The sequence below is a fragment of the Proteiniphilum sp. LBM24028 genome, assembly GCF_056629195.1.
This window is the reverse complement of sequence record NZ_CM152817.1, coordinates 16490-37177: the sequence shown is the minus strand read 5'-3', so window position 1 is coordinate 37177 and position 20688 is coordinate 16490. Positions and strand designations below refer to the sequence as shown.

At 43.5% G+C, this 20688-nt stretch carries 14 protein-coding genes and 1 tRNA gene; 4 read left to right on the top strand and 11 right to left on the bottom strand.

What is annotated here, in order from left to right:
* Positions 1–75 precede the first annotated feature (75 nt).
* From ileS to AC1HCU_RS00130, 6 genes are all read right to left on the bottom strand, one after another.
* A complete protein-coding gene (gene ileS, locus AC1HCU_RS00155) occupies positions 76–3492 on the bottom strand; it encodes an isoleucine--tRNA ligase (protein ID WP_480367605.1) in 3417 nt (1138 codons plus the stop codon).
* Between the two features lie 206 nt (positions 3493–3698).
* Entirely contained in the window at positions 3699–5237 is a 1539-nt protein-coding gene (locus AC1HCU_RS00150; RefSeq protein ID WP_480367602.1) for a hypothetical protein, read from the bottom strand.
* 37 nt (positions 5238–5274) lie between these two features.
* A complete protein-coding gene (locus AC1HCU_RS00145; protein ID WP_480367600.1) occupies positions 5275–6108 on the bottom strand; it encodes an endonuclease/exonuclease/phosphatase family protein in 834 nt (277 codons plus the stop codon).
* 3 nt (positions 6109–6111) lie between these two features.
* Positions 6112–7845: a RagB/SusD family nutrient uptake outer membrane protein gene (locus AC1HCU_RS00140; RefSeq protein ID WP_480367597.1), complete on the bottom strand. Its 1734-nt coding sequence runs from the start codon at positions 7843–7845 to the stop codon at positions 6112–6114.
* Positions 7846–7874: 29 nt separating this feature from the next.
* Entirely contained in the window at positions 7875–11285 is a 3411-nt protein-coding gene (locus AC1HCU_RS00135; protein WP_480367595.1) for a SusC/RagA family TonB-linked outer membrane protein, read from the bottom strand.
* A gap of 10 nt (positions 11286–11295) precedes the next feature.
* Positions 11296–12339, bottom strand: a complete 1044-nt coding sequence (locus AC1HCU_RS00130) for a FecR family protein (RefSeq protein ID WP_480367592.1) — start codon at positions 12337–12339, stop codon at positions 11296–11298.
* Between the two features lie 274 nt (positions 12340–12613).
* Here AC1HCU_RS00130 and AC1HCU_RS00125 point away from each other — a divergent pair, with 274 nt between their 5' ends.
* Positions 12614–13240: an RNA polymerase sigma factor gene (locus AC1HCU_RS00125; RefSeq protein WP_480367589.1), complete on the top strand. Its 627-nt coding sequence runs from the start codon at positions 12614–12616 to the stop codon at positions 13238–13240.
* Positions 13241–13550: 310 nt separating this feature from the next.
* Positions 13551–14201: an endonuclease/exonuclease/phosphatase family protein gene (locus AC1HCU_RS00120; RefSeq protein ID WP_480367586.1), complete on the top strand. Its 651-nt coding sequence runs from the start codon at positions 13551–13553 to the stop codon at positions 14199–14201.
* A gap of 54 nt (positions 14202–14255) precedes the next feature.
* On the opposite strand, the gene AC1HCU_RS00115 is transcribed toward AC1HCU_RS00120, so the two are convergent.
* The 3 genes from AC1HCU_RS00115 to AC1HCU_RS00105 all read right to left on the bottom strand — a co-directional run bounded on the left by AC1HCU_RS00115 (position 14256) and on the right by AC1HCU_RS00105 (position 16241).
* A complete protein-coding gene (locus AC1HCU_RS00115) occupies positions 14256–15449 on the bottom strand; it encodes a pyridoxal phosphate-dependent aminotransferase (RefSeq protein ID WP_480371271.1) in 1194 nt (397 codons plus the stop codon).
* Between the two features lie 304 nt (positions 15450–15753).
* A complete protein-coding gene (locus tag AC1HCU_RS00110) occupies positions 15754–15900 on the bottom strand; it encodes a hypothetical protein (RefSeq protein ID WP_480367583.1) in 147 nt (48 codons plus the stop codon).
* 254 nt (positions 15901–16154) lie between these two features.
* Positions 16155–16241: transfer RNA gene (locus AC1HCU_RS00105), tRNA-Ser, on the bottom strand.
* Between the two features lie 117 nt (positions 16242–16358).
* Between AC1HCU_RS00105 and mltG the strand changes: the two genes are divergently transcribed.
* Positions 16359–17396, top strand: coding sequence for an endolytic transglycosylase MltG (gene mltG / locus AC1HCU_RS00100; RefSeq protein WP_480367582.1), 1038 nt, complete (start codon positions 16359–16361; stop codon positions 17394–17396).
* 5 nt (positions 17397–17401) lie between these two features.
* On the opposite strand, the gene AC1HCU_RS00095 is transcribed toward mltG, so the two are convergent.
* Together AC1HCU_RS00095 and ribF are read right to left on the bottom strand one after the other, a co-directional pair.
* Positions 17402–18226 (bottom strand): aldo/keto reductase, encoded by an 825-nt coding sequence (locus AC1HCU_RS00095; protein WP_480367580.1) that lies wholly within the window; start codon positions 18224–18226, stop codon positions 17402–17404.
* A gap of 3 nt (positions 18227–18229) precedes the next feature.
* Positions 18230–19135 carry a riboflavin biosynthesis protein RibF gene (gene ribF / locus AC1HCU_RS00090; protein WP_480371268.1) on the bottom strand — a complete coding sequence of 302 codons (906 nt, stop codon included), beginning with the start codon at positions 19133–19135 and terminating at the stop codon, positions 18230–18232.
* A 256-nt stretch (positions 19136–19391) separates the two neighbouring features.
* Here ribF and AC1HCU_RS00085 point away from each other — a divergent pair, with 256 nt between their 5' ends.
* On the top strand, positions 19392–20642 hold the full coding sequence (locus AC1HCU_RS00085; RefSeq protein WP_480371265.1) for a 3-keto-disaccharide hydrolase: 1251 nt from the start codon (positions 19392–19394) through the stop codon (positions 20640–20642).
* Positions 20643–20688: the final 46 nt, after the last annotated feature.

The window sequence follows — 20688 nt, the reverse complement described above, 5'->3', positions numbered from 1 at the left end:
TACAACAACCGGAATTATATAATGCCTGTTTGCTTTTGCATACCTTCACAAAGATACATATAAAACAAATAATTCTCAACTGTTTTTAAGAATGCTGACGGTCAAAGCCTGATCATCTATTTCTATCTGATCATCAAGCAGTTCCGTCACAATTTCGACTTTATCGGCCAGCACCTGATTTCTTATATAACCGGCATTGGTTGTGATTGCTTCATTGAAAGCGGGGTGAGATGAAATGCGTACGGTGATGCGGTCTGTGATTGCAAAATCCTTTGCTTTACGCAGATTTTGAATCCTGTTGACCAGTTCCCGGGCAATACCCTCTTTTTCGAGTTCTCCGGTAATCGTCACATCGAGCGCCACAGTCAGCTTTCCTTCATTACCTACCAGCCATCCCGGGATATCCTCCGAGATAATCTCCACATCGTCGGTTGTAATCACTGCCTCTTGTCCATCTATCACAAGGAGGAGTGAACCCGTATTCTCCAGCTCATTAATCTGGTGCTTACTCATCTCCTGAATATGTCTCGCCAGTGGCTTCATGATTTTTCCGTATCTTGGCCCCAGCTTCTTAAAATCGGGCTTTACCCGTTTCACAAGTATCTCACTGGCTGAATCCACAAAATGCAGTTCTTTGACGTTCACTTCGCTGAGAATAAGTGACTCAACAGACGATATATATAGCTTCTGTTCTTCATCCACCACCGGAATCATGATTCTGGAAAGAGGCTGACGTACTTTGATATTCACTTTGCGACGCAATGCCAGCACAATGGAAGATGCAGTTTGTGCCAGGTACATCTGCTCCTCGAGCGGATGGTCAATAAGTTTTCCGTCCGCCTCCGGAAAATCGGCCAAATGGACCGACTCTTGACGTTCGCTGTTTGTGACGGAGATCAGGTCGAGGTACAACTTATCGGCATAAAACGGGGCGATGGGCGCCATCAGCTTTGCTACCGTCACCAAGCACTGATACAGTGTCTGGTAGGCCGACAATTTATCATCGGTCATCTCACCTCCCCAGAAACGTTTCCGGTTCAGGCGCACATACCAGTTACTGAGATTGTCGCTTACGAAGTCGGCTATGGCACGTCCTGCCTTGGTCGGCTCGTAATTCTCATAACCCTGATCTACCTCCCTCACGAGTGAGTTCAACAGTGAGATGATCCAGCGGTCTATTTCTGGTCTCTTTTCAACCGGAATCCGCGGATACTGATCGATGTAATTGTCTACATTGGCATACAAAGCAAAAAAGGAATAGGTATTGTAAAGTGTACCAAAGAACTTCCTGCGTGATTCCTCCACTCCTTCTATATCGAATTTGAGATTATCCCAGGGTGCCGCATTGGTAATCATGTACCAGCGAAGCGGGTCGGAACCATGTTTTCCGATGGTATCAAACGGATCCACCGCATTTCCCAAACGCTTGGACATCTTATTACCATTCTTATCCAATACCAGTCCGTTGGATATCACATTCTTAAATGCCACACTGCCCTTTACCATCGAAGCGATTGCATGCAGTGTATAAAACCAGCCGCGCGTCTGATCCACTCCCTCAGCGATAAAATCGGCAGGAAACTCCCGCTGAAACCCGTCTTCTGAAATGTGGGGATAGAAAACCTGTGCGAAAGGCATTGCTCCACTGTCGAACCAGACATCGATCAGGTCCGACTCGCGCCTCATCGGCCTACCACTCTCCGATACCAGTACAATATTGTCCACATAGGGGCGATGCAGGTCAATCTGATCATATTGCAGTTCCTTGTAGCTGTTCAGGTCCAGATCCTTCCATGGGAGTTCGGTCATCACACCGGCATCCAGTGCTTTCTGCATCTCCTCATAGAGTTCTTTCACCGAACCGATACATTTCTCCTCTTTGCCGTCTTCTGTACGCCAGATGGGTAACGGTGTACCCCAATAGCGACTGCGGCTCAGGTTCCAGTCCTGCAGGTTTTCGAGCCATTTGCCGAAACGGCCTGTACCGGTGGACTGCGGCTTCCAGTTGATGGTATTGTTGAGTTCAATCATTTTGTCACGGGCTGCCGTGGTACGGATAAACCAGCTATCGAGGGGATAGTACAATACCGGCTTGTCGGTGCGCCAACAGTGGGGATAGGTATGTACATGCTTTTCAATGCGAAAGGCACGGTTCTGTTGTTTCAGCATTACGGAGAGATCCACATCAAGCGTAGCATCCTCTTCGGTGAGGGAATTGTCATATTCGTTTTTTACATAGCGGCCCGCATACTCTTTATAATGTTCCGCATCCATGTTGTTCTTCACAAAAAGCGGATCGAGCTCTTCGAGCCGGAAAAATTTACCTGTGAGATCCACCATGGGGCGTGGATTCCCTTCTTTATCGGTAAGTAACAAACCAGGCACATCGTTCTCTCTGCCTACCTTCATGTCATCCGCACCGAAGGTGGGTGCAATATGTACAATTCCGGTGCCATCTTCCGTAGTTACGAAGTCGCCCGTCACCACTTTAAATGCATTATCAGTCGCTTTCACCCATGCGATAAGCTGTTCATAACCGATCCCGGCAAGGTCGGAACCTTTCCATACCTTGTCGAGCACATGGAACGGGATATTCTTGTCTCCGGGTTTGTATTCATCAAGGGACAAAGCACTGTTCTTCTCCGGAAAGTAAGTTCCAAGCAGATTCTTGGCCAGTATCAACGTCACGGGTTTTCCTGTATAAGGGTTATAGGTCTGCACCGCAACATAATCAATATTCTTTCCTACGGCCAGCAATACGTTCGAAGGCAATGTCCAGGGCGTGGTTGTCCATGCCAGAAAGAATGGCTCCCCAAATTCTTTCCACTCGGGCAGTGGGTTCTTAATAAGGAACTGCGCCGTACAGGTGGTATCCTTTACATCACGGTAACATCCGGGCTGATTAAGTTCGTGTGTACTTAATCCTGTTCCCGCGGCAGGTGAATAGGGTTGTATGGTATATCCCTTATAGAGGTAATCTTTTTTGTACAGCTCTTTGAGCAGGTACCAGAGTGTTTCTATATAGCGATTGTCGTAAGTAATGTAAGGATCGCTCATGTCCACCCAGTAACCCATTTTCCGCGTGAGATCTTCCCATTCCCGCGTATATTTCATTACTTCTGTGCGACAGGCTGCATTATACTCCTCTACGGATATTTTCTTTCCAATATCCTCCTTGGTAATGCCCATTGACTTTTCCACGCCGAGTTCCACAGGCAGGCCATGGGTATCCCAGCCGGCTTTCCGGTTCACCAGAAATCCTTTCATTGTTTTGTAACGGCAGAAAATGTCTTTGATGGATCGTGCAATTACATGATGGATCCCCGGCATGCCGTTGGCAGAAGGAGGACCCTCATAAAATACAAACCGGGGATGTCCTTCGCGTATTTCCAGACTTTTCCTGAAAATCTCCTTCTCATCCCACAATTTCAACATCTCCTTGTTAACTTCTGAAAGATTTAGTTGATTGTATTCCGGGAACTTTTTACTCATTGTCAATACATTTAAACCATACAAAATTTAAGATGCAAAGGTAGTAATAAATTGAGAAATGACAATCGACATACAAGCCTACCTCATTTGTCTATTCCGATAAAAAAGCATCTCTACCAAGTTAAGTGCCATGCCGACATACCTGAAGAGGGTGAAATCACTGCGTGACCTCACCCTCTTACGTTTATTAACTCAATAACTATTATTTATTTGCTCATTTTAATTTCAAGCTCAATCCAGGCTCCTGTGGACTCTCCAACGGAAGTAGCATTTTTACCACCCATCCCCCGAACGATAACGAGCGCATATTTATTAATCTCTCCTGCAGTAGTGCCTCCGTAACCGATAGCGAACATATATCCCACTGACACATTCTTCTGACGCACTACACTGGAAGACCCTATTTTGCTTTTGATATATTGATTGATCTGATCCCAGGCATCCTTATTATCCGGTATTTCATCAAAGGTGAGACCCGAGACACTGAAGAAATCATTTGCAACAGGTGTGCGCGTTAAGTTCAGTGTGGTCCATCCCTCTACCATATAAGGTGCTTTGATTGTGGAGGCATTGTATACATTCGGGCCAAAAACAGCCGGACCGTTATTGGTATTCCCATCTGCAATGAATAAATTGGAATACAACAGATTGACATGTTCCTGGCTAGAGGTAGCCTTCTCTTTGTCAAGCACATAGGGAGCCAGAGAAAAACTAAAATAACCCTTCGACGGACTATCCGTTAGAATAATGTTTTTATAATGGATCATTGAACTCCCTTCCGTTCTGGAGGGAAACAGAATAGACACAGGGATTGTCCCCTCGCCCTCATTTCCTTTTTCATCAGTTGCTATTAGCATCACAGCAGTTGCCGTTTCATAGGCATTCACTTCAAAATTAAACCTGTCTCCGGTTAATAAGGCTGGTTTAGCAGGATCAGACACTGTGCCCCTGACAACTATATATGAAAGTGAAGCAACAGGGTGGTTGGAGGCAACTCTTCCGGATACGGTAAACATAGAATCAGGCTTCACCAGAATCTCTTCCGAATCGAACAAAATTGAAGGACCTACATGAGTCACGTGCTTTAATTCGAAAAGTTTTTCGGCAACCAGCTCACTCTGATTAGAAGCAGTTATTAATACACCGGTCCAGCCGTTACGTGCAGCTAAAGAAATATCGAAAGAGGATTCCAGCGCTCCTGTTATATCCATGTCTACCGGAGTATCATTTGTGTCGCCTTTTATTATCCGATAGTTCAAATTCGTTATTTTCGTTTTGGACGTTACTTTACCTTTTACGTGAAAGACCTCTCCGGTATTGATATCATCAAGAAAAGCGGGCTCCTCTAGGGCAATATTGATTTCGTCTACACCTTTTATTACTTTGAATATTTTAACGGTACGATTTCCGCTCTTATCTTCGGCAATTATCTTCACACCAGTTATTACAGCTTCCGCGGTCACTTCCAGGGAGAAAGATCCGGAGGTTCCCTCCTCTCCAAGGATCAGACGATCTCCGGTCTCTTCCAAGACTCCCGCATCCTTTCTCTGAATAAAATAAAAAGTTCCCACAAGAGGTTCCTCGGCAGTAATAGTTCCTTTCACATGAATAATATCTCCCGGAAAAACGTCAGCAATGCTGTCCACTCCGTTTTCGAATGTTATGAGGGGATTTGACATCTTATCCTCACATGATGCCAAAAGCGCAATTGTAAGGATTGAGAAAAATGATAAAAGTCTATTCATTGTATGCATTTTTAATTCGTTTATATCAAACATCTCGTTATTTGAGTTCCAAAACCGCAACAATAGGCAAATGGTCTGATGCCTGGCTATCAATAACCTGGTGCGACACTACTGAATATTTTTGTTCAGGACGGTAAAGGATAAAGTCAATCTCTCGATTCGGATTAATTGACGGGATGGTCAAACAATTTGTAGTACATGTTTTTTTAAAGCCAAAATCGAAAAAAGACTGCATGGTCTTATTACCGGGAACGGCGTTGAAGTCTCCTCCAATAATAGTAGGAATCGCAGAACTAGTAAGAATCCTATTAATTTCAGGCACTTGCAAATCCCGGTTTTCCTGCGTCAGTTCCATGTGCGTATTAGCAATCAGAACCTTTTTCTCATTTACGGTAATGACTGCTGTCTGCAGAATACGATAGCTGACATACACATCCGGACCCAAGTCTACACGAGGCAAATCATATCGTTTCGGATCGGACAGCTGGTACTTGGAAAGAATACCAAGCCCGGACTCTCCTCCCTGATAATCAATAGCTTTACTATAAAACGTATAAGGCATATTTGTTTTGGACGACAATAGGGCCAGCTGATCGACCTTACCGCTACGGGTAGTGTTTTTATCAAGTTCTTGAAAAAGAACGATGTCGGGTTTTATCTTATTAATAACTGCCGCTACAGCATCAACATCCGAAACAGTACTATTAATAGCAGAACAGTATTTAACGTTGTAACTCATCACAACAACCTTATTATCCGGCTTTGGCGTAATCCAGCCGGGATCCTCCATTTCTTTATACTTTTTATCACAGGCTATTGCTACAATAAGCAATGAGAACATCAAAAAAGCAGACATGTATATTTTTTTCATTTCTTATTCCTCCCATCCCGGATTTTGTCCCAATTTGGGGTTTTTAATTCTTTCGGCATAAGGTACCGGCCATAAATAGTGTTTACTCGGGTCAAAGTGATCTATTCCGCCCTCGGCCACAGATTTTTCATAAATTATATCACCAAATTCATCCACACCGTTAGCACTGAAAGGGTTTTTACCCAAATCATTCAAACACACCTGCAGGCGGGGACCCACCATGGCCTTTCCCAGGAATTTCTCACCTTCTCTCCATCTCAGCACGTCAAAATAGCGCATTCCATCCATGGACATCTCCACCCGTCGTTCCCGGTGAAGCTCCGTTTCAAGGTTCATTCCCCAGGCATCCAGTTCGTTTAGTTTCATGGGATGCATTCCCACCCTGCCTCGCAATCTGTTGACTGTCTGGTCGATCTGTGCTTGAGTGAGGGTACCCCCTTGCATATTAAACAATGCTTCGGCATAGATCAGCAATACTTCAGCATAGCGAATCACGTTAATATTGTTGTGGTCTCTGTTAGTAGCACCTGCCAGCTCAATAGTATTGTATTTTTTAAAATAAAAGCCGGTCAACCCGTTGGCTCCATTTCGGTTGTTATTCTGCAAAGCGGCAAAACGCGGCAACCGGAATATGGGATTTGGGATGTTATCATCCGAATCTCCGTCATCACCTCCCGGCCATTCATCTCCGGGCACATATAGGGTCATGGCCATACGTGGATCGCGATTTTGAAAATAATCGGCATAAGTCTGCTCGGGATAGGTGTATAGGCCGGAGACCGAAACATCATTTCGCCCATAATATTCCAACCCGGTTTTTGCAGGTTTACCATCCGTACATAAAAAGGCATCCACCAACCGCTTGGATGGATTAAAACGGATATAGTCAACAGGGGTACAGGTATAGTTGGTCATATTATTCATGCGAATATCCTTCACATAAAGGCTATAAATAATGGCTTCCTTATTTGCCGGATTGGTTTCGGAATTACCGGCAAGTTGGTATAAATCTGCATAATTGGAATATAGTTCATATGGACTGTTGTCAATAATTTCTTTCGCGGCAGAAGCAGCCATTTCCCAAAATTCATTTTGTAAAGCAATGCGTGCCTTCAATGCCAGAGCGCCCCATTTGTTGATACGTCCTAAATTGTCTCCAGAGGGAATATCCCCACTCAGCTTGCTTGCCGCCCAATCCAGATCATCAAGAATAAATTCAATCACTTCACTGCGAGGTGTTCTCGGTCCGTAAGCCTCTTCAGAAGTGATGACCTTTGTAACGAGAGGTACATCTCCCCAATAGGATGTAAGCCAGAAATACTGTAATGCACGGATCACTTTCACTTCGGCAGCATATACATCTTTTGTCGCTTGTGGTATTTCCGCCGCATTATAATGATCCAGAAAGTTATTACACGTAAAAATATGGGAATAAGTATAATTCCAGAAAGAACTTATAGGGAACCCATCCAAAGCCGTATGCCGTCCTCCGGGCACTTTGCTCAGTCCGCTGCCCAAAGCGCCCCATACCACATCATCCCCGAAAACACTGGGGTAGGTGATCAGTTCAAACTGAAGTCCGTCGTAACAAGGATAAAGAGCAGCCCTTAACTGATCTTCCGATTTCCAGTACGTTCCGTTAGTAACCGTGTCGAGGGGAAATTTATCTAAAAAACCATCGTCGCAACTCCATACAAACAGAAGCATTGCAACAAGAATATATTTCAAGTTTGTCATTTTATTCATGTTTTTTTTCATTAATAATATTAAAATCCGAGTTGAACGCCTATTGCATATGTTTTTAATTGCGGGTAAGCATCCCCGGAAGTTTCCCTGACCTCCGGATCAAATCCGCCGAAATAATTGGTCAAGGTAAATAAATTATCAATCGTTAAGAACACCTTTAAATTACTTATTTTCATTTTATTAATCAAGGACTTAGGAATATTATAACCAAGTTGAATATTCTTCAATCTCAAATAAGAAGCGTCTTCCAACCAATAATCCGAAAAAACAACATTGTGATCAGGTTGGTAGTACATGCGAGGATATGAAGCATCCTGATTATTAGGTGTCCACCGGTCCAAATGTGCTTTCTTGGGAATGGAGTAATCATTGATGAACGCATGTCGTGCCTCTTCACTCAGATAACCATCGACTTTCGCAACACCTTGCAGATAAAATGAAAAATCAAAATTCCGCCATTCGGCAAAGCCTCTTAATGAGTATGTATAACGGGGATAGGGATTTCCGAAAACCACCTTGTCGTAATCATCGATTTTACCATCCGGATTCCCATTTTCACCACTGATATCGCGATAAATTATATCACCAGGCTGAATAATGGCTGCATAACTGCTGATAAGAGGAAACTTGGGATTTTCGTACCGCTGAGTTGATTCATTATACGACTCAAAATCGGTTACCTGCGCCAATCCATCTGTCAGGTAACCATAGTATGCATTAATCGGATCGCCTACTCTCCGAATATTGTTTCCTAAGGAAGGAGTACTGTTTCCCAAATCGGTTATTTTGTTTTTAGCATCCGAAAGATTGGCTGTCAAGCCATAATTAACTTGTCCAATTTTGTCCCGCCAGTTCAAACTAATCTCCCAGCCCTTATTTTCAATTGATCCAACATTTTCAAAAGGGAGGTTTGAAGTAGCCGTAATACCAATAATTGAAGGATAAATTGGCTTCAAAAGAGCATTCCGATTGATCTTCTTAAACCAGTCGAACGAAAAATCTAGCCGGTTATCCAGTGCTACCATATCTACGCCGATATTGAACATTCGTATGGTTTCCCATTTGATATTTTCATTTGCCAAAGCGTACTGCTTGAAGCCTACATTCTCTTTATTGCCGATAGGATATGCCTTTTCCACACGTTCTATTTCAATGAGGTAAGGATAGTAATCAGAACTGATATTCTGGTTTCCCAATTCTCCCCATGAAGCACGAAGTTTTCCCGAATCTAAAAAATCTTTGGAAAAATCCATAAATTTTTCCTCCGAGAATCGCCATCCGGTAGAGAAGGAAGGGAAGGTTCCCCAACGGTTGTTTTTTGAAAACCGGGAAGTACCGTCGTAACGGATATTTGCCTCGAACAGGTACTTGGAAGCGAAGTCATAATTTAACCGTCCAAAGTAGGAACGGAGTCCCCAATGTTCTTCGGTCCCGCTATTACGAATATTTTCCGTACCGGCATCAATTACCTCAATTCCATCAAGTAACACTTTTTGTCTCGAGGCGCTCAAATAAGGTATGACGGCCGATTCCTGAGAGAAACCGGCAAGAAGTTTCAATTCATGTCGGGAAATCTGCTTCACATAGTTCAACGTTGTATTAAACGTTTGAGTTACCGTATTAAGACGGGATTCCGAAACTGAATTCACCGCCTGACTGTTTCCCGTGTGAGGAGTTCCATCAGCCAGAAAACGAGGCATGGTCGGGCTCCAGTCTTTCATGTCACGCGTGTAATAATTATAGGCATACTGCGCGTTTACATCCATTCCTTCAACCAGACGCAGAGTAGCATTAAAATTACCGTTAAAGGTCCTGGAATAATTTTTGGTATAACCGGACTCATACGCAACCCGTACAGGATTAGACACTGATCCGTACGACCAATGTGGGGAATCCTGCCAGTTACCATCGTCAGTAGGAAGTTGCCATTTAATTGGAAGCAAGGGGGAAATACGCTGTACCAGTCGGAATACACCAGCCGTTCCGGTTCCCCCGGCATCTTTACGGTAGAAGTCAATAAAACTGATATTACCATCAATACGCAAACGATCGGCTAAATCCGTGATTAACCGAAGACGTGTATTATGGCGGCTGGAAGCATACGGATCGCCGACAATCAGGCCAGTTTGATCAAGAAATCCATAAGACATATAGTAAGAAGTATTTGCGCTCCGACCATTGATATTGATGTTATGGCTTTGTTGGGTTGCCTGTTTTTTATATACGCCATCCACCCAGTTAGTGTTGGAATAATCATTAGGGAAATTTTTAGAGTCATACTTCATAAAAGCCTCGTCGGTATAAGGAATTGCCACTCCCCGGGCATTTCGTGCCTCGTTAGACAATGTCATATATTCACGCCCATTCACCAGCTCAGGTAATGAAGTAGGGGTCTGTATTCCTATATAACCGGAATAATTGATCGTAGGTTTTCCTTCTTTCTTCCCCTTTTTAGTAGTAACCAGGAGGACGCCATTCGCGGCACGTGCTCCGTAAATGGCCGAGGAAGCGGCGTCTTTCAAGACTGTTACACTTTCAATATCGTCTGGGTTAACTAAATTAATGTCACCTCCTGACACACCATCGATTAATATAAGCGGAGAGGTCTGGCTGTGAATCGTGTTTACACCCCTGACCAAGACATTGAGACCGGGACTTCCGGGTTGACCGGAAGAAGAGGTGATGGTCACACCGGGCAACATCCCTTGCAATCCTACTCCGACAGTGCCTACCGGGCGATTTTCCAACACATCTCCCTGCACGGAAGCCACTGATCCGGTAAGGTTGATTTTTTTCTGTGTTCCATACCCGACAACAACAACCTCATCGAGTATTTCCGAATCTTCCCAAAGGACTATATTTATGATATTCCGGTTATTTCTCGGAGTTTCCTGAGCAGTATATCCGATATAAGAAAATACAATAACGGCATCAGGAGGAACGGATAAAGAATAATGACCGTTTATATCGGTTACTGTCCCGTTTAAAGTGCCTTTTTCAACAATATTTACTCCGATAAGCGGTTCATTCCGATAATCCGTCACACGTCCCTGGAGTACAGACACTTGCTGTTTTTGCTCCGTTTTTTCTTCAGTTTCATAGTTGTTCCGGACAACCAGATAGTGCGCTTGATTCCTCTTCTCGTATGTATATTTGGAGTCCTTCAACGATTTATATAACCACTCTTCCATATTGTTGGTTTCAGCTTCTATTGCCGGTACAATCTCATCGCGAATTTCTGTTGCATTATACGATACGGTTTGTCCTGTTGTTTTCCCCATTTCATTGAGCCGTTCCATTCTTTCAATCATCGACTCAACCGGGAAGTTTCCTCCATGTTGAACATTTGCAGACAAATTTCCAAAATTTGCCCACCCCAGCACCATCACCAGAAGGACGATACTGCACATCTTCTCCATCTTTATCACCATAATTTTCATCTTATTTAATCAGTATTACCCTATTACTATCTCTTTCATAATGTACGCCATACAATTTACATATCGTCATAATCACCTCCTCTTGTGACATGTCCGGAGTAAACGAGGTGACAATTTCCTCATTCAGGTCAACTGCATCGCCATAGATCAGATCAATATCGAATACTTGTTTCAGCCTGAAGGCAACCTCTTTGATGGTTGCATCTTCCAGTAGAATGGCTCCTGATCGCCATGCGGAAATATTGTGGGCATCTGTTTTACCTGCCATAAATCCGCTGGTTCCGTTTTTAATGGATACTTTATAATCAGGGTCGAGGATAATCTTATTGTCACTTTCATCATATACCTGTACACGACCGGTATTGACCGAAATCACCTGTTCCTCTAGCTCGGCATATGCCCTTATATTAAAAGAGGTACCCAATACCTTTGTCGCTATCCCATTGGATGTATGTACAACAAACGGGCGGTCTGCATCTTTCGTAACTTGAAAGAAGGCTTCGCCCTCGTCAAGCCATAGTTCACGGATATAGGCATTGAATTTTCCTGTTCGCAAACTGACAGTCGTTCCTTTATTAAGAAATACAGTAGATCCATCGGCCAGGACGATCTTTTTCATATTATCTTCCGCGATAAATTGTTTTTCGATCATGTAAGAGTCTGCTGTTATACCTGTTTTTTCAGTAACTGGTATACTCTTGGGAAAAGGAGTTATAAAGCAAATTACCAGGAGGGTAATGGCTGCAACACTCCCTCCTATGAAGACAGGAGTATACCGGCTTGTTTTATTCGTTCTCCAAGGAGTTGGGGATGTATTTATCTTTTTTAAAATTTGCTTCCGATTTCTCCTGACTGCCTTATTCAGATCCTTATCAGTCAAGATTCCCGCATTATTAACAGGGTTATATGTTTTCCTTAACAATTCAATTACTCTCATCTCCTTCGGCGACATGTTTTCGTAATGGAAGTGCCGTAAAAAACTCTTTAACAACATCTTCTTCTCTTCTCTATTAACTTTATCAACGGGTAGTTTATTCTTTTCCATTTTATTTTTTGCAATATATTTTTCCTATATACATATTACGTGGTTGAATTGATTTTTCTCCCTGACTTTTTAGTTAATATATGCTAACTACAATCAGGAATATTCTATCCACTTCCTATTGTGATATTTAAAGAAATTAATTGCAAGTATTTTAAATTATATTTAATATATCTTCAGCCACTACTTAACAAAAACTTAATCGTTCCTTAAGTCTTTTTTTTAAATGAAATTATGTTTCTTTGTAAAGAAATATATCACACAAGAAAAAATCTGTATGGAAAAGAGAACAGATTATTCATTGCTGCTGCTTATTGCGGGAAAAAACCAAAAGGCTTTCGATTGGTTCTACAAGCGATATATTAAACTGATCTATAGTTTCGTTTATTATGAATTGAATGATCAGGCATTGACAGATGACCTTATTCAGGATTTCTGGATAAAGGTATGGGAAAACCCATCTTTCCTGAAATGTAATGACCAAGGTTCGGCACAATCATATATGTTACAATATCTCAGATTCCGAATGTTGGACATTTACCGGGAAACATTAAAGAACATCATCTCCATCGATCAACTGGAATTACAAGAGAACATAGAGACCGGCTACAGTAGCATAATAGCGAAAATGGAAGAGGAAGAACTGGTACAAATAATCTGTGATGCCCTTGATGGGCACCCCCCATTAATACAGAAAACTTTCTGGTTACGGATTAACAATTGGTCCGTGGGAGAGACAGCCAGAGCGTTGACTGTGAGCAAAAAAACAGTATATAATAAATATTCGGAATCATTATCTATTGTGAGATCTCATATAAAGAAAAAGCACCCCGAACTGGTTGAGGATTTTAGTCAGGCTATGATCCGTAAAAAGATATTCATGTTGCGTATTCTCTTATTTTAACGGTTTTCACTCGCCCTGAAAAGTAAATATTGCGATGCCGTCAGCGAGGTAAGTTAATCGAAGAGAACACCCAACTCTTTTATGATTAATAATTGTATAAAATAACTATTCACATCTTTCATTTCTTTAGATTAATTTATTAAAATATATCCATATGAGAAAGGCACAAGTAAGCGTCAGTAATATGATCATTCTATTGTTCTTCGTATTACTGCCATGTTGTTCTACAATCAGACATAAAGGGGAAACCATAAACACTGAGAGGAAACAGGTTAAAATATTATCATATAATGTTCGTAATGCCCGGGGCATGGATGAAATAATCGATTATGACCGTGTGGCAGACGTTATCAGGCGGATTGATGCCAACTGTGTGGCAGTTCAGGAACTAGACAGTGCCACTCAAAGAAGCGGAGGATTAATTGCTCTGAATGAGTTGGCAAAACGCACGGGGATGTTTGCCACATACAACAAATCGATAGATTATCAGGGAGGGGGATATGGCATCGGCATATTGACAAAAGAAAAGCCCCTACGCAAAGATGCAATCGAACTGCCCGGCAGTGAAGAACAGCGCAGCCTGCTGCTTGTTGAGATGGTAGATTACATAATCTGTTGCACACACTGGTCATTGAAGCAACCCGACAGGAGAGCATCGGTCGACATAATCAATGAGCTGATGCAAAATTACAGGTCAAAACCAATCTTCCTTGCCGGCGACCTGAATGCTGTTCCCGACTCGGAAGAAATTCAGGAGCTATCGAAGGAGTGGACTTTTTTAAACGACACATCTCAACCGACAATTCCCGTCAATAATCCAAAAAGATGCATCGATTATATACTGGCAAAGAAAAATCCGAAGCTAGCCTTCACTGTATTGGAAACCAGGGTAGAAAATGAGACCATGGCTTCAGACCATCTCCCGGTATGGGTGTCAGTTTCAATCACAAGCAACAATTAGAAATCCTGATTAATTGAGGACGATCTCTGCGTGAACATGCCTTGCAATACGCGGTCAGGACAACTTTTCCAAAGCTACTTTTATGCGTGCGACTGCTTTTTGAATATTTTCATCGGATGTGGCATAGGACAGACGGATGCAGCCCGGAGCTCCGAAGGCGTCCCCCCCCACACAGGCCACATGTGCTTCTTCCAGAAGATACATTGCCACATCTGTAGCACTGTTCATTATTTTCCCGTTGTAAGATTTTCCAATATAACTTTTGCATTCGGGGAAAATATAAAAAGCACCCATCGGGTTATTCACATTCAATCCCGGAATCTCACCAAGCAGTGAAACAATTAGATTACGTCTTCTCTCGAAAGCCACTCTCATCTCACTTACGCAGGATTGATCACCGGTATAGGCTGCCGTGGCTGCTTTCTGTGAGATGGACGAAGGTCCGGAAGTATACTGCCCCTGCAACATGCTGCATGCTGAAGCAATCCATTGTGGTGCGGCAATCCATCCTATACGCCATCCCGTCATGGCATACCCTTTCGATACGCCATTCACCACAATCACTCTGTCACGGATAGTGACAAACTGCGCGATAGATTCATGCTGGCCGATATAGTTGATGTGCTCGTAGATCTCATCGGCAATCACATAGACGTGAGGATGCTTTTCCAGCACTGCAGCCATCGCCTTCAGTTCCTCTTTCGTGTAAACGCTCCCTGTTGGATTTGAGGGGGAACAGAGAATCAAAGCCTTGGTTTTCGGAGTGATTGCCTCTTCCAGCTGTTGCGACGTAATCTTGAAGTCCTGATCTATTCCTGCATGCACAAAAACAGACTTTCCTTCGGCCAGCTTTACCATTTCGGGGTAACTCACCCAGTAGGGGGCAGGGATAATCACCTCTTCGTCCTTATCCACAATAGAAAGGATCACATTACAAAGTGATTGTTTCGCTCCTCCCGAAACCACAATCTGTGCCGGTGTATATTCCAATCCGTTTTCTTTTTGCAACTTTTCGCACACCGCCTTCTTCAGGTCAGGAAATCCTGCAACAGGAGAGTAGAATGAAAAATTATCGTCGATCGCTTTTTTTGCAGCCTGCTTGATATGGTCGGGCGTAGTAAAGTCAGGTTCGCCCACACTCATATTGATCACATCAATACCCTTGGCTTTCAGCTCATTGCTTTTCTGCGCCATCGCAAAAGTTTCTGAAGGCGACAAGGCAGACAATCTGGCAGATAATAAATTCATCATAATCTTTGAATTAAATTAGCTTTTTGTTAGAATACGGCACAAAGATAGACAAAAATCACATTTTAAAGCATGCCATCCAGAATATTTGGCATAAATATCCGTAAAACTCTTTCAAAAACAAAAAAAGCCACCCGGTAGGTAGCCTGCAATATAATAGTATAAATAAAAATCAAAATAAAGCGTCCGTGATATACATTCGATCACTCAGCTTCAAAACCATGTCTGATTACATTTGCCTCACGGCATCAGCATACTTGCAGGCAATTCCTGCTTTCTGCTCTTCGCTACCGGCAAATGGTCCTTAGCTTGCATATCGCAAACTCGCTCTTAACGTACGAAGCCTGTTTAACCTGTTTATACGGTATGAAACAGACCCGTTTGAGATGTTTCGTTCCAGATACTTGATCTGTCCCAAAATTTCTTCTTTGGTAAGGTTTCTGATTGTCATAATTTTTCCTTTCTTTAAAAAATTCATGATTCATCGGCAACCGACTATTAAGAAGCCATTCAGTATGTAATTGATAACCTAAAGATGATTCCAAATAACTCGCTTGCCATTTAAATCACTACAAAGATACAACAAAAAACATGTTGTACAACATATTTTGTATAGATTTTTTCGAAGGAGAATAGAATAAACCTATCCGCATGGCATAAGTATGAAAAAAGGACTTTTGGTATTACCCAAAAATCCCCTTGCAGCGGAAGCGACGAGATTCGAACTCGTGGTACAGTTACCCGTACGGCAGTTTAGCAAACTGCTGGTTTCAGCCACTCACCCACACTTCCTTGTAATTTTTCGCTAAAATCGGATGCAAATATACAAGTTTGTTTTCAACTTGTCAAAGAAAAGATGATATTTTCAAGCGAATATTTTTACATTTGCGCCAGCTTTCATGCCACACTATGCAAAAGAAGAAGAAAAAAAAGAATATTCTGTTATGGGTCAGCGGAACATTGCTGCTACTGGTAGTTTCTGCAGGTATATTTGCCTTCAGCATAATATCTAAACCCTTTTCCCTGTCAGAAACTGTCTATATTTATATCGACGGGCAAAAGAAGTATGAAGATGTTGTTACGCAAATCAGGGATAAGGCCGGATTTCCTTCCGAAAAAATATTCCGGATGATGGCGGAACGGATGAACTACCCGAACAAGGTGAAAACCGGAAGATATGCCATTAATGACGGCATGACAATGTCTGACGTCATCCGTCTGTTACGCTCGGGGAGCCAGACACCGGTTGATCTTACCTTCAACAACATGCGTACTGCGGAAAACCTTGCCGGGCGTATATCCCAACAGCTGATGATGGATAGCCTGACATTGTTGAATGCCCTCAGGAATAATTCCAATGCCGAAAAGTATGGATTTGATGCAGAGACATTCATATCGATGTTTATCCCAAACACCTATGAAGTATACTGGGATACGGGCATCGGGAATCTGCTGACCCGGATGAAGAGGGAATATGATGTTTTCTGGAATGAAAGCCGCCGGGACAAGGCTGAAAAGCTCGGATTGACTCCGGCTGAGGTATCCGTCCTGGCCTCCATCGTGGAGGAAGAGGCCACTTACGCCGATGAATATCCTGTGGTGGCAGGACTTTATCTGAATCGTTTAAAAAAGGGGATGCGGCTGGAAGCCGATCCCACCGTGAAATTTGCAGTAGGAGATTTTTCATTGCGCCGCATTCTTTACAGGCATCTGGAGGTAGAATCACCCTATAATACCTATAAAAATGCCGGCCTGCCCCCCGGCCCCATTCGTATACCGTCAATCCGCGCCATTGATGGAACCTTATCGCCCCAAGAGCACAACTATCTGTTCATGTGTGCAAAGGAAGACCTGTCCGGACGACATAATTTTGCAGTCACACATGCCGAACATACACGAAATGCAAGAGCATACCAGCAGGCACTCAACGAAAGAGATATTTATTAGCGTTGTTAAAATGAGATTTTATCGGGATGAATCCCCGTACGGTAGTCTCTGTTTAGTGCATCAATTTGGTTAATTTCTTCTGTTGTAAGCTGGAAATCAAAAATTTCAATGTTCTCTTTTTGTCGTTGGCTATCGGACGACTTGGGGACTACCACGATGCCCTTATCCACATTCCAGCGCAAAATAACCTGTGCTGGCGACTTCCCATGCTTCTTTCCGATTGTAACCAACGTCTCTTCTTCCAGCAAAGCAATATTATTTCTCCCCAGCGGACTCCAGGCCACAGGAACTATTCCTTTTCGGCTGCAATATTTCACCACATCATTTTGTGTCAGGCAAGGGTGGAGCTCCATCTGATTCACAGCTGGCACGATGGTGGCTTCCTGCAACAACTCATCAATATGATGTACGAGATGGTTGCTCACACCGATTGATCTTGTTTTTCCGGAATCAAATATCCGTTCCATTGCCTGCCATGTGAAAGCCAGCTTGCCTTTCACCGGCCAGTGCACAAGGTAAAGATCCACATAATCTAGACCCAGATTAGATAGACTACCTTCGAAAGCCTCCTGAATCCGGTTTGAAAGGATGGCACTTCCCCACAACTTCGTGGTCACGAAAATCTCTTCCCGCGCAATACCACTCTCCCGGATGGCTCTTCCAACCGGACGCTCATTCACATACAGCGTGGCAGTGTCGATATGCCGGTATCCCGCATCCAGTGCTGTACGCACGGCACGATAGGTCTCCTTATCCGTGTTTCCTATTTTATAGGTGCCCAATCCTACTACAGGGATTTCTACTCCGTTATTCAATTTTCTTGTCTCCATATCCTATTTTTCACTTTTCAGACGCTTGATCACCAATATCTTATCCTTATGTATCTGCGCAACCAGTTCATCCATGGCGTCAAACTTCCGATCGGCCCGGATAAAATCGACGAACTCCACCGTGAGCGACTGATTATACAGATCGCCACTGAAATTAAAAATATTCACCTCCACGCTGATTTCCGGATCATCGTGCAACGTGGGTCGGGTACCAATATAAAGCATTCCTTCGTAAATAATTTCTCTTATATGCACTAATACAGCATATACACCGAGCTCGGGCACCACTTTATATCGTTCCCAGGAACGTATATTTGCCGTTGGAAATCCAATGGTCCGTCCTACACGGTATCCCTCCACTATCTTTCCCGAAAGTGTATAACGGTAAGATAACAGGCTGTTGGCCTGTTCAATATCTCCCTTTTTCAGTAATGATCGTATCTTTGTGGAACTGACATCCTCTCCCGCTACCTGGTATTCATGGGCTTGAATTACCTCCATACCAAGTTCATTCCCATGTCTTCTGTATTCAGGGAAACCCTCTTCCCGGTTATATCCGAACCGATGGTCGTAGCCTATGAAAAGCGTGTGAACATTTATTTGCTTTTTCAGCACATCATTCATGAACTCCCTGGCCGACAACCGGGAAAGTTCCTGCGTAAAAGGGAGACTGATGCAATAGTCTATCTGGGTAGTACTTAACTGCTCCAACTTCTCCTCGTAACCGCACAACAGGGCCGGTTGATAGTTTTTCTGCAATACTTTACGAGGATGGACAGGAAAAGTGACGACGGCCGATGGTAAACCGAGCTCTCTGGCCTTTTCTTTTACCTGTTTAATAAGATGACGGTGCCCGATGTGTACCCCGTCAAAAAAGCCGACAGAGGCCACAAAGGGACCATCAGTCATTATCTTGCTTTCGGACAGATCAATGCGTTCCAAAACTAATCGGTTGTTTGGCGGAATCTTCCGGGAAGTTTCCGTGTTAATAAACATTCTGTATTTATTTTTGGCTTAAAACTATGCCTGAATATTGCCCCGGAATGGCACAAAGATACACAGAATAAAGTAAAATTTCTGCATTTCTTATTTCGGGAATTTTCCTATCTTTGTGTCTGTTAAAGTTTAAACCTATAAAAGAAAAAAAATGAAACTTAATTTTTTGATGGGTATAACAGCTATGGCGATACTCGCAACATCCTGCACTACAGGGGGAAAGCACAATAAACTTACCCCGCAGGAAGAGGCAGCAGGATGGGAACTCCTCTTCGACGGTAAAACCCTTCAGGGATGGCGTGACTATAATGGCGACAGCCTTACAGCACCCTGGTTTGCCGAAGACGGCATGATACAGGCAAAAGGTGAAGGAGCCGATGAACATGGGTACATTGTCACCGAAAAGATCTATGAAAACTTTGAACTGGTATGGGATTGGAAGATTGCCGACGGCGGTAACAGCGGTGTGTTGTATCACGTGGTGGAAAACTCCAAGTTTCCCGTTCCGTATGTCACGGGACCGGAATACCAGCTAATCGACGATTTGAACTTCCCCCAGCCACTGGAAGAGTGGCAGAAGACTGCGGCTGACTACGCCATGCATACTGCCGACACTGCCAAAACCATCATCAAACCCGCCGGTGAATGGAATACTTCAAAGATTGTTTTCGATAACGGTCATGTAGAACACTGGCTTAACGGTGAAAAGGTGGTGGAGTTTGAGGCATGGACAGAAGACTGGTTTACGCGCAAAGACAGCGGGAAATGGGAAAATGCTCCTGAATACGGGCTGGCACGCAAGGGAGTGATCTGCCTGCAGGATCATGGCTCGGCAGCCTGGTTCCGCAATGTAAAAATCAAGGAACTGCCCCGCAAAACAAAAGAGGTGTCGCTATTTAATGGCACCGACCTGCACGGATGGGAGGTTTACGGCACTGAGAAATGGTATGTGCAGGATGGATTGCTGGTCTGCGAAAGCGGCCCCGACAAACAGTATGGTTATCTGGCTACCCGTGAATATTATGACGACTTCGACCTGAGCGTGGAGTTTAAACAGGAGGCAGATGGCAACTCGGGTGTATTTATTCGTTCCTTCGTGGAACCGGGTGCCATTGTGAACGGCTGGCAGGTTGAAGTAGCCCCCAAAGGCAACGACACCGGTGGCATTTACGAATCTTACGGTCGCGGGTGGCTCGTACAAATCCCCGATGAAAAGGAAGAGATACTGAAAGTGGGCGATTGGAACATGCTCCGCATTGTAGTAAAAGGAAACAATATAAAGACCTTTCTCAATGGAGAGGAGATGGTAGATCTCACCGATGAAAAGATTGGCAATGCCCAGGGACGTATCGCACTGCAGATTCACGATGGAGGGGGCATCAAAGTGCTCTGGAGAAACCTGAATCTGAAAACATTATAATGAACCAGACAAAAATATGATCGTTCTGAAAACCCACCTGAAACTC

Bases quoted from the DNA above. Each gene is read 5' to 3' on its own strand.
- AC1HCU_RS00130 (WP_480367592.1), bottom strand. From the start codon at position 12,339: ATGGAAAAGAATAAACTACCCGTTGATAAAGTTAATAGAGAAGAGAAG.
- AC1HCU_RS00095 (WP_480367580.1), bottom strand. From the start codon at position 18,226: ATGGAGACAAGAAAATTGAATAACGGAGTAGAAATCCCTGTAGTAGGA.
- AC1HCU_RS00085 (WP_480371265.1), top strand. From the start codon at position 19,392: ATGGGTATAACAGCTATGGCGATACTCGCAACATCCTGCACTACAGGG.
- ribF (WP_480371268.1), bottom strand. From the start codon at position 19,135: ATGACTGATGGTCCCTTTGTGGCCTCTGTCGGCTTTTTTGACGGGGTA.
- AC1HCU_RS00125 (WP_480367589.1), top strand. From the start codon at position 12,614: ATGGAAAAGAGAACAGATTATTCATTGCTGCTGCTTATTGCGGGAAAA.
- AC1HCU_RS00115 (WP_480371271.1), bottom strand. From the start codon at position 15,449: ATGAATTTATTATCTGCCAGATTGTCTGCCTTGTCGCCTTCAGAAACT.
- AC1HCU_RS00150 (WP_480367602.1), bottom strand. From the start codon at position 5,237: ATGAATAGACTTTTATCATTTTTCTCAATCCTTACAATTGCGCTTTTG.
- AC1HCU_RS00140 (WP_480367597.1), bottom strand. From the start codon at position 7,845: ATGACAAACTTGAAATATATTCTTGTTGCAATGCTTCTGTTTGTATGG.
- AC1HCU_RS00135 (WP_480367595.1), bottom strand. From the start codon at position 11,285: ATGGTGATAAAGATGGAGAAGATGTGCAGTATCGTCCTTCTGGTGATG.
- ileS (WP_480367605.1), bottom strand. From the start codon at position 3,492: ATGAGTAAAAAGTTCCCGGAATACAATCAACTAAATCTTTCAGAAGTT.
- mltG (WP_480367582.1), top strand. From the start codon at position 16,359: ATGCAAAAGAAGAAGAAAAAAAAGAATATTCTGTTATGGGTCAGCGGA.
- AC1HCU_RS00120 (WP_480367586.1), top strand. From the start codon at position 13,551: ATGGATGAAATAATCGATTATGACCGTGTGGCAGACGTTATCAGGCGG.
- AC1HCU_RS00145 (WP_480367600.1), bottom strand. From the start codon at position 6,108: ATGAAAAAAATATACATGTCTGCTTTTTTGATGTTCTCATTGCTTATT.
- AC1HCU_RS00110 (WP_480367583.1), bottom strand. From the start codon at position 15,900: ATGACAATCAGAAACCTTACCAAAGAAGAAATTTTGGGACAGATCAAG.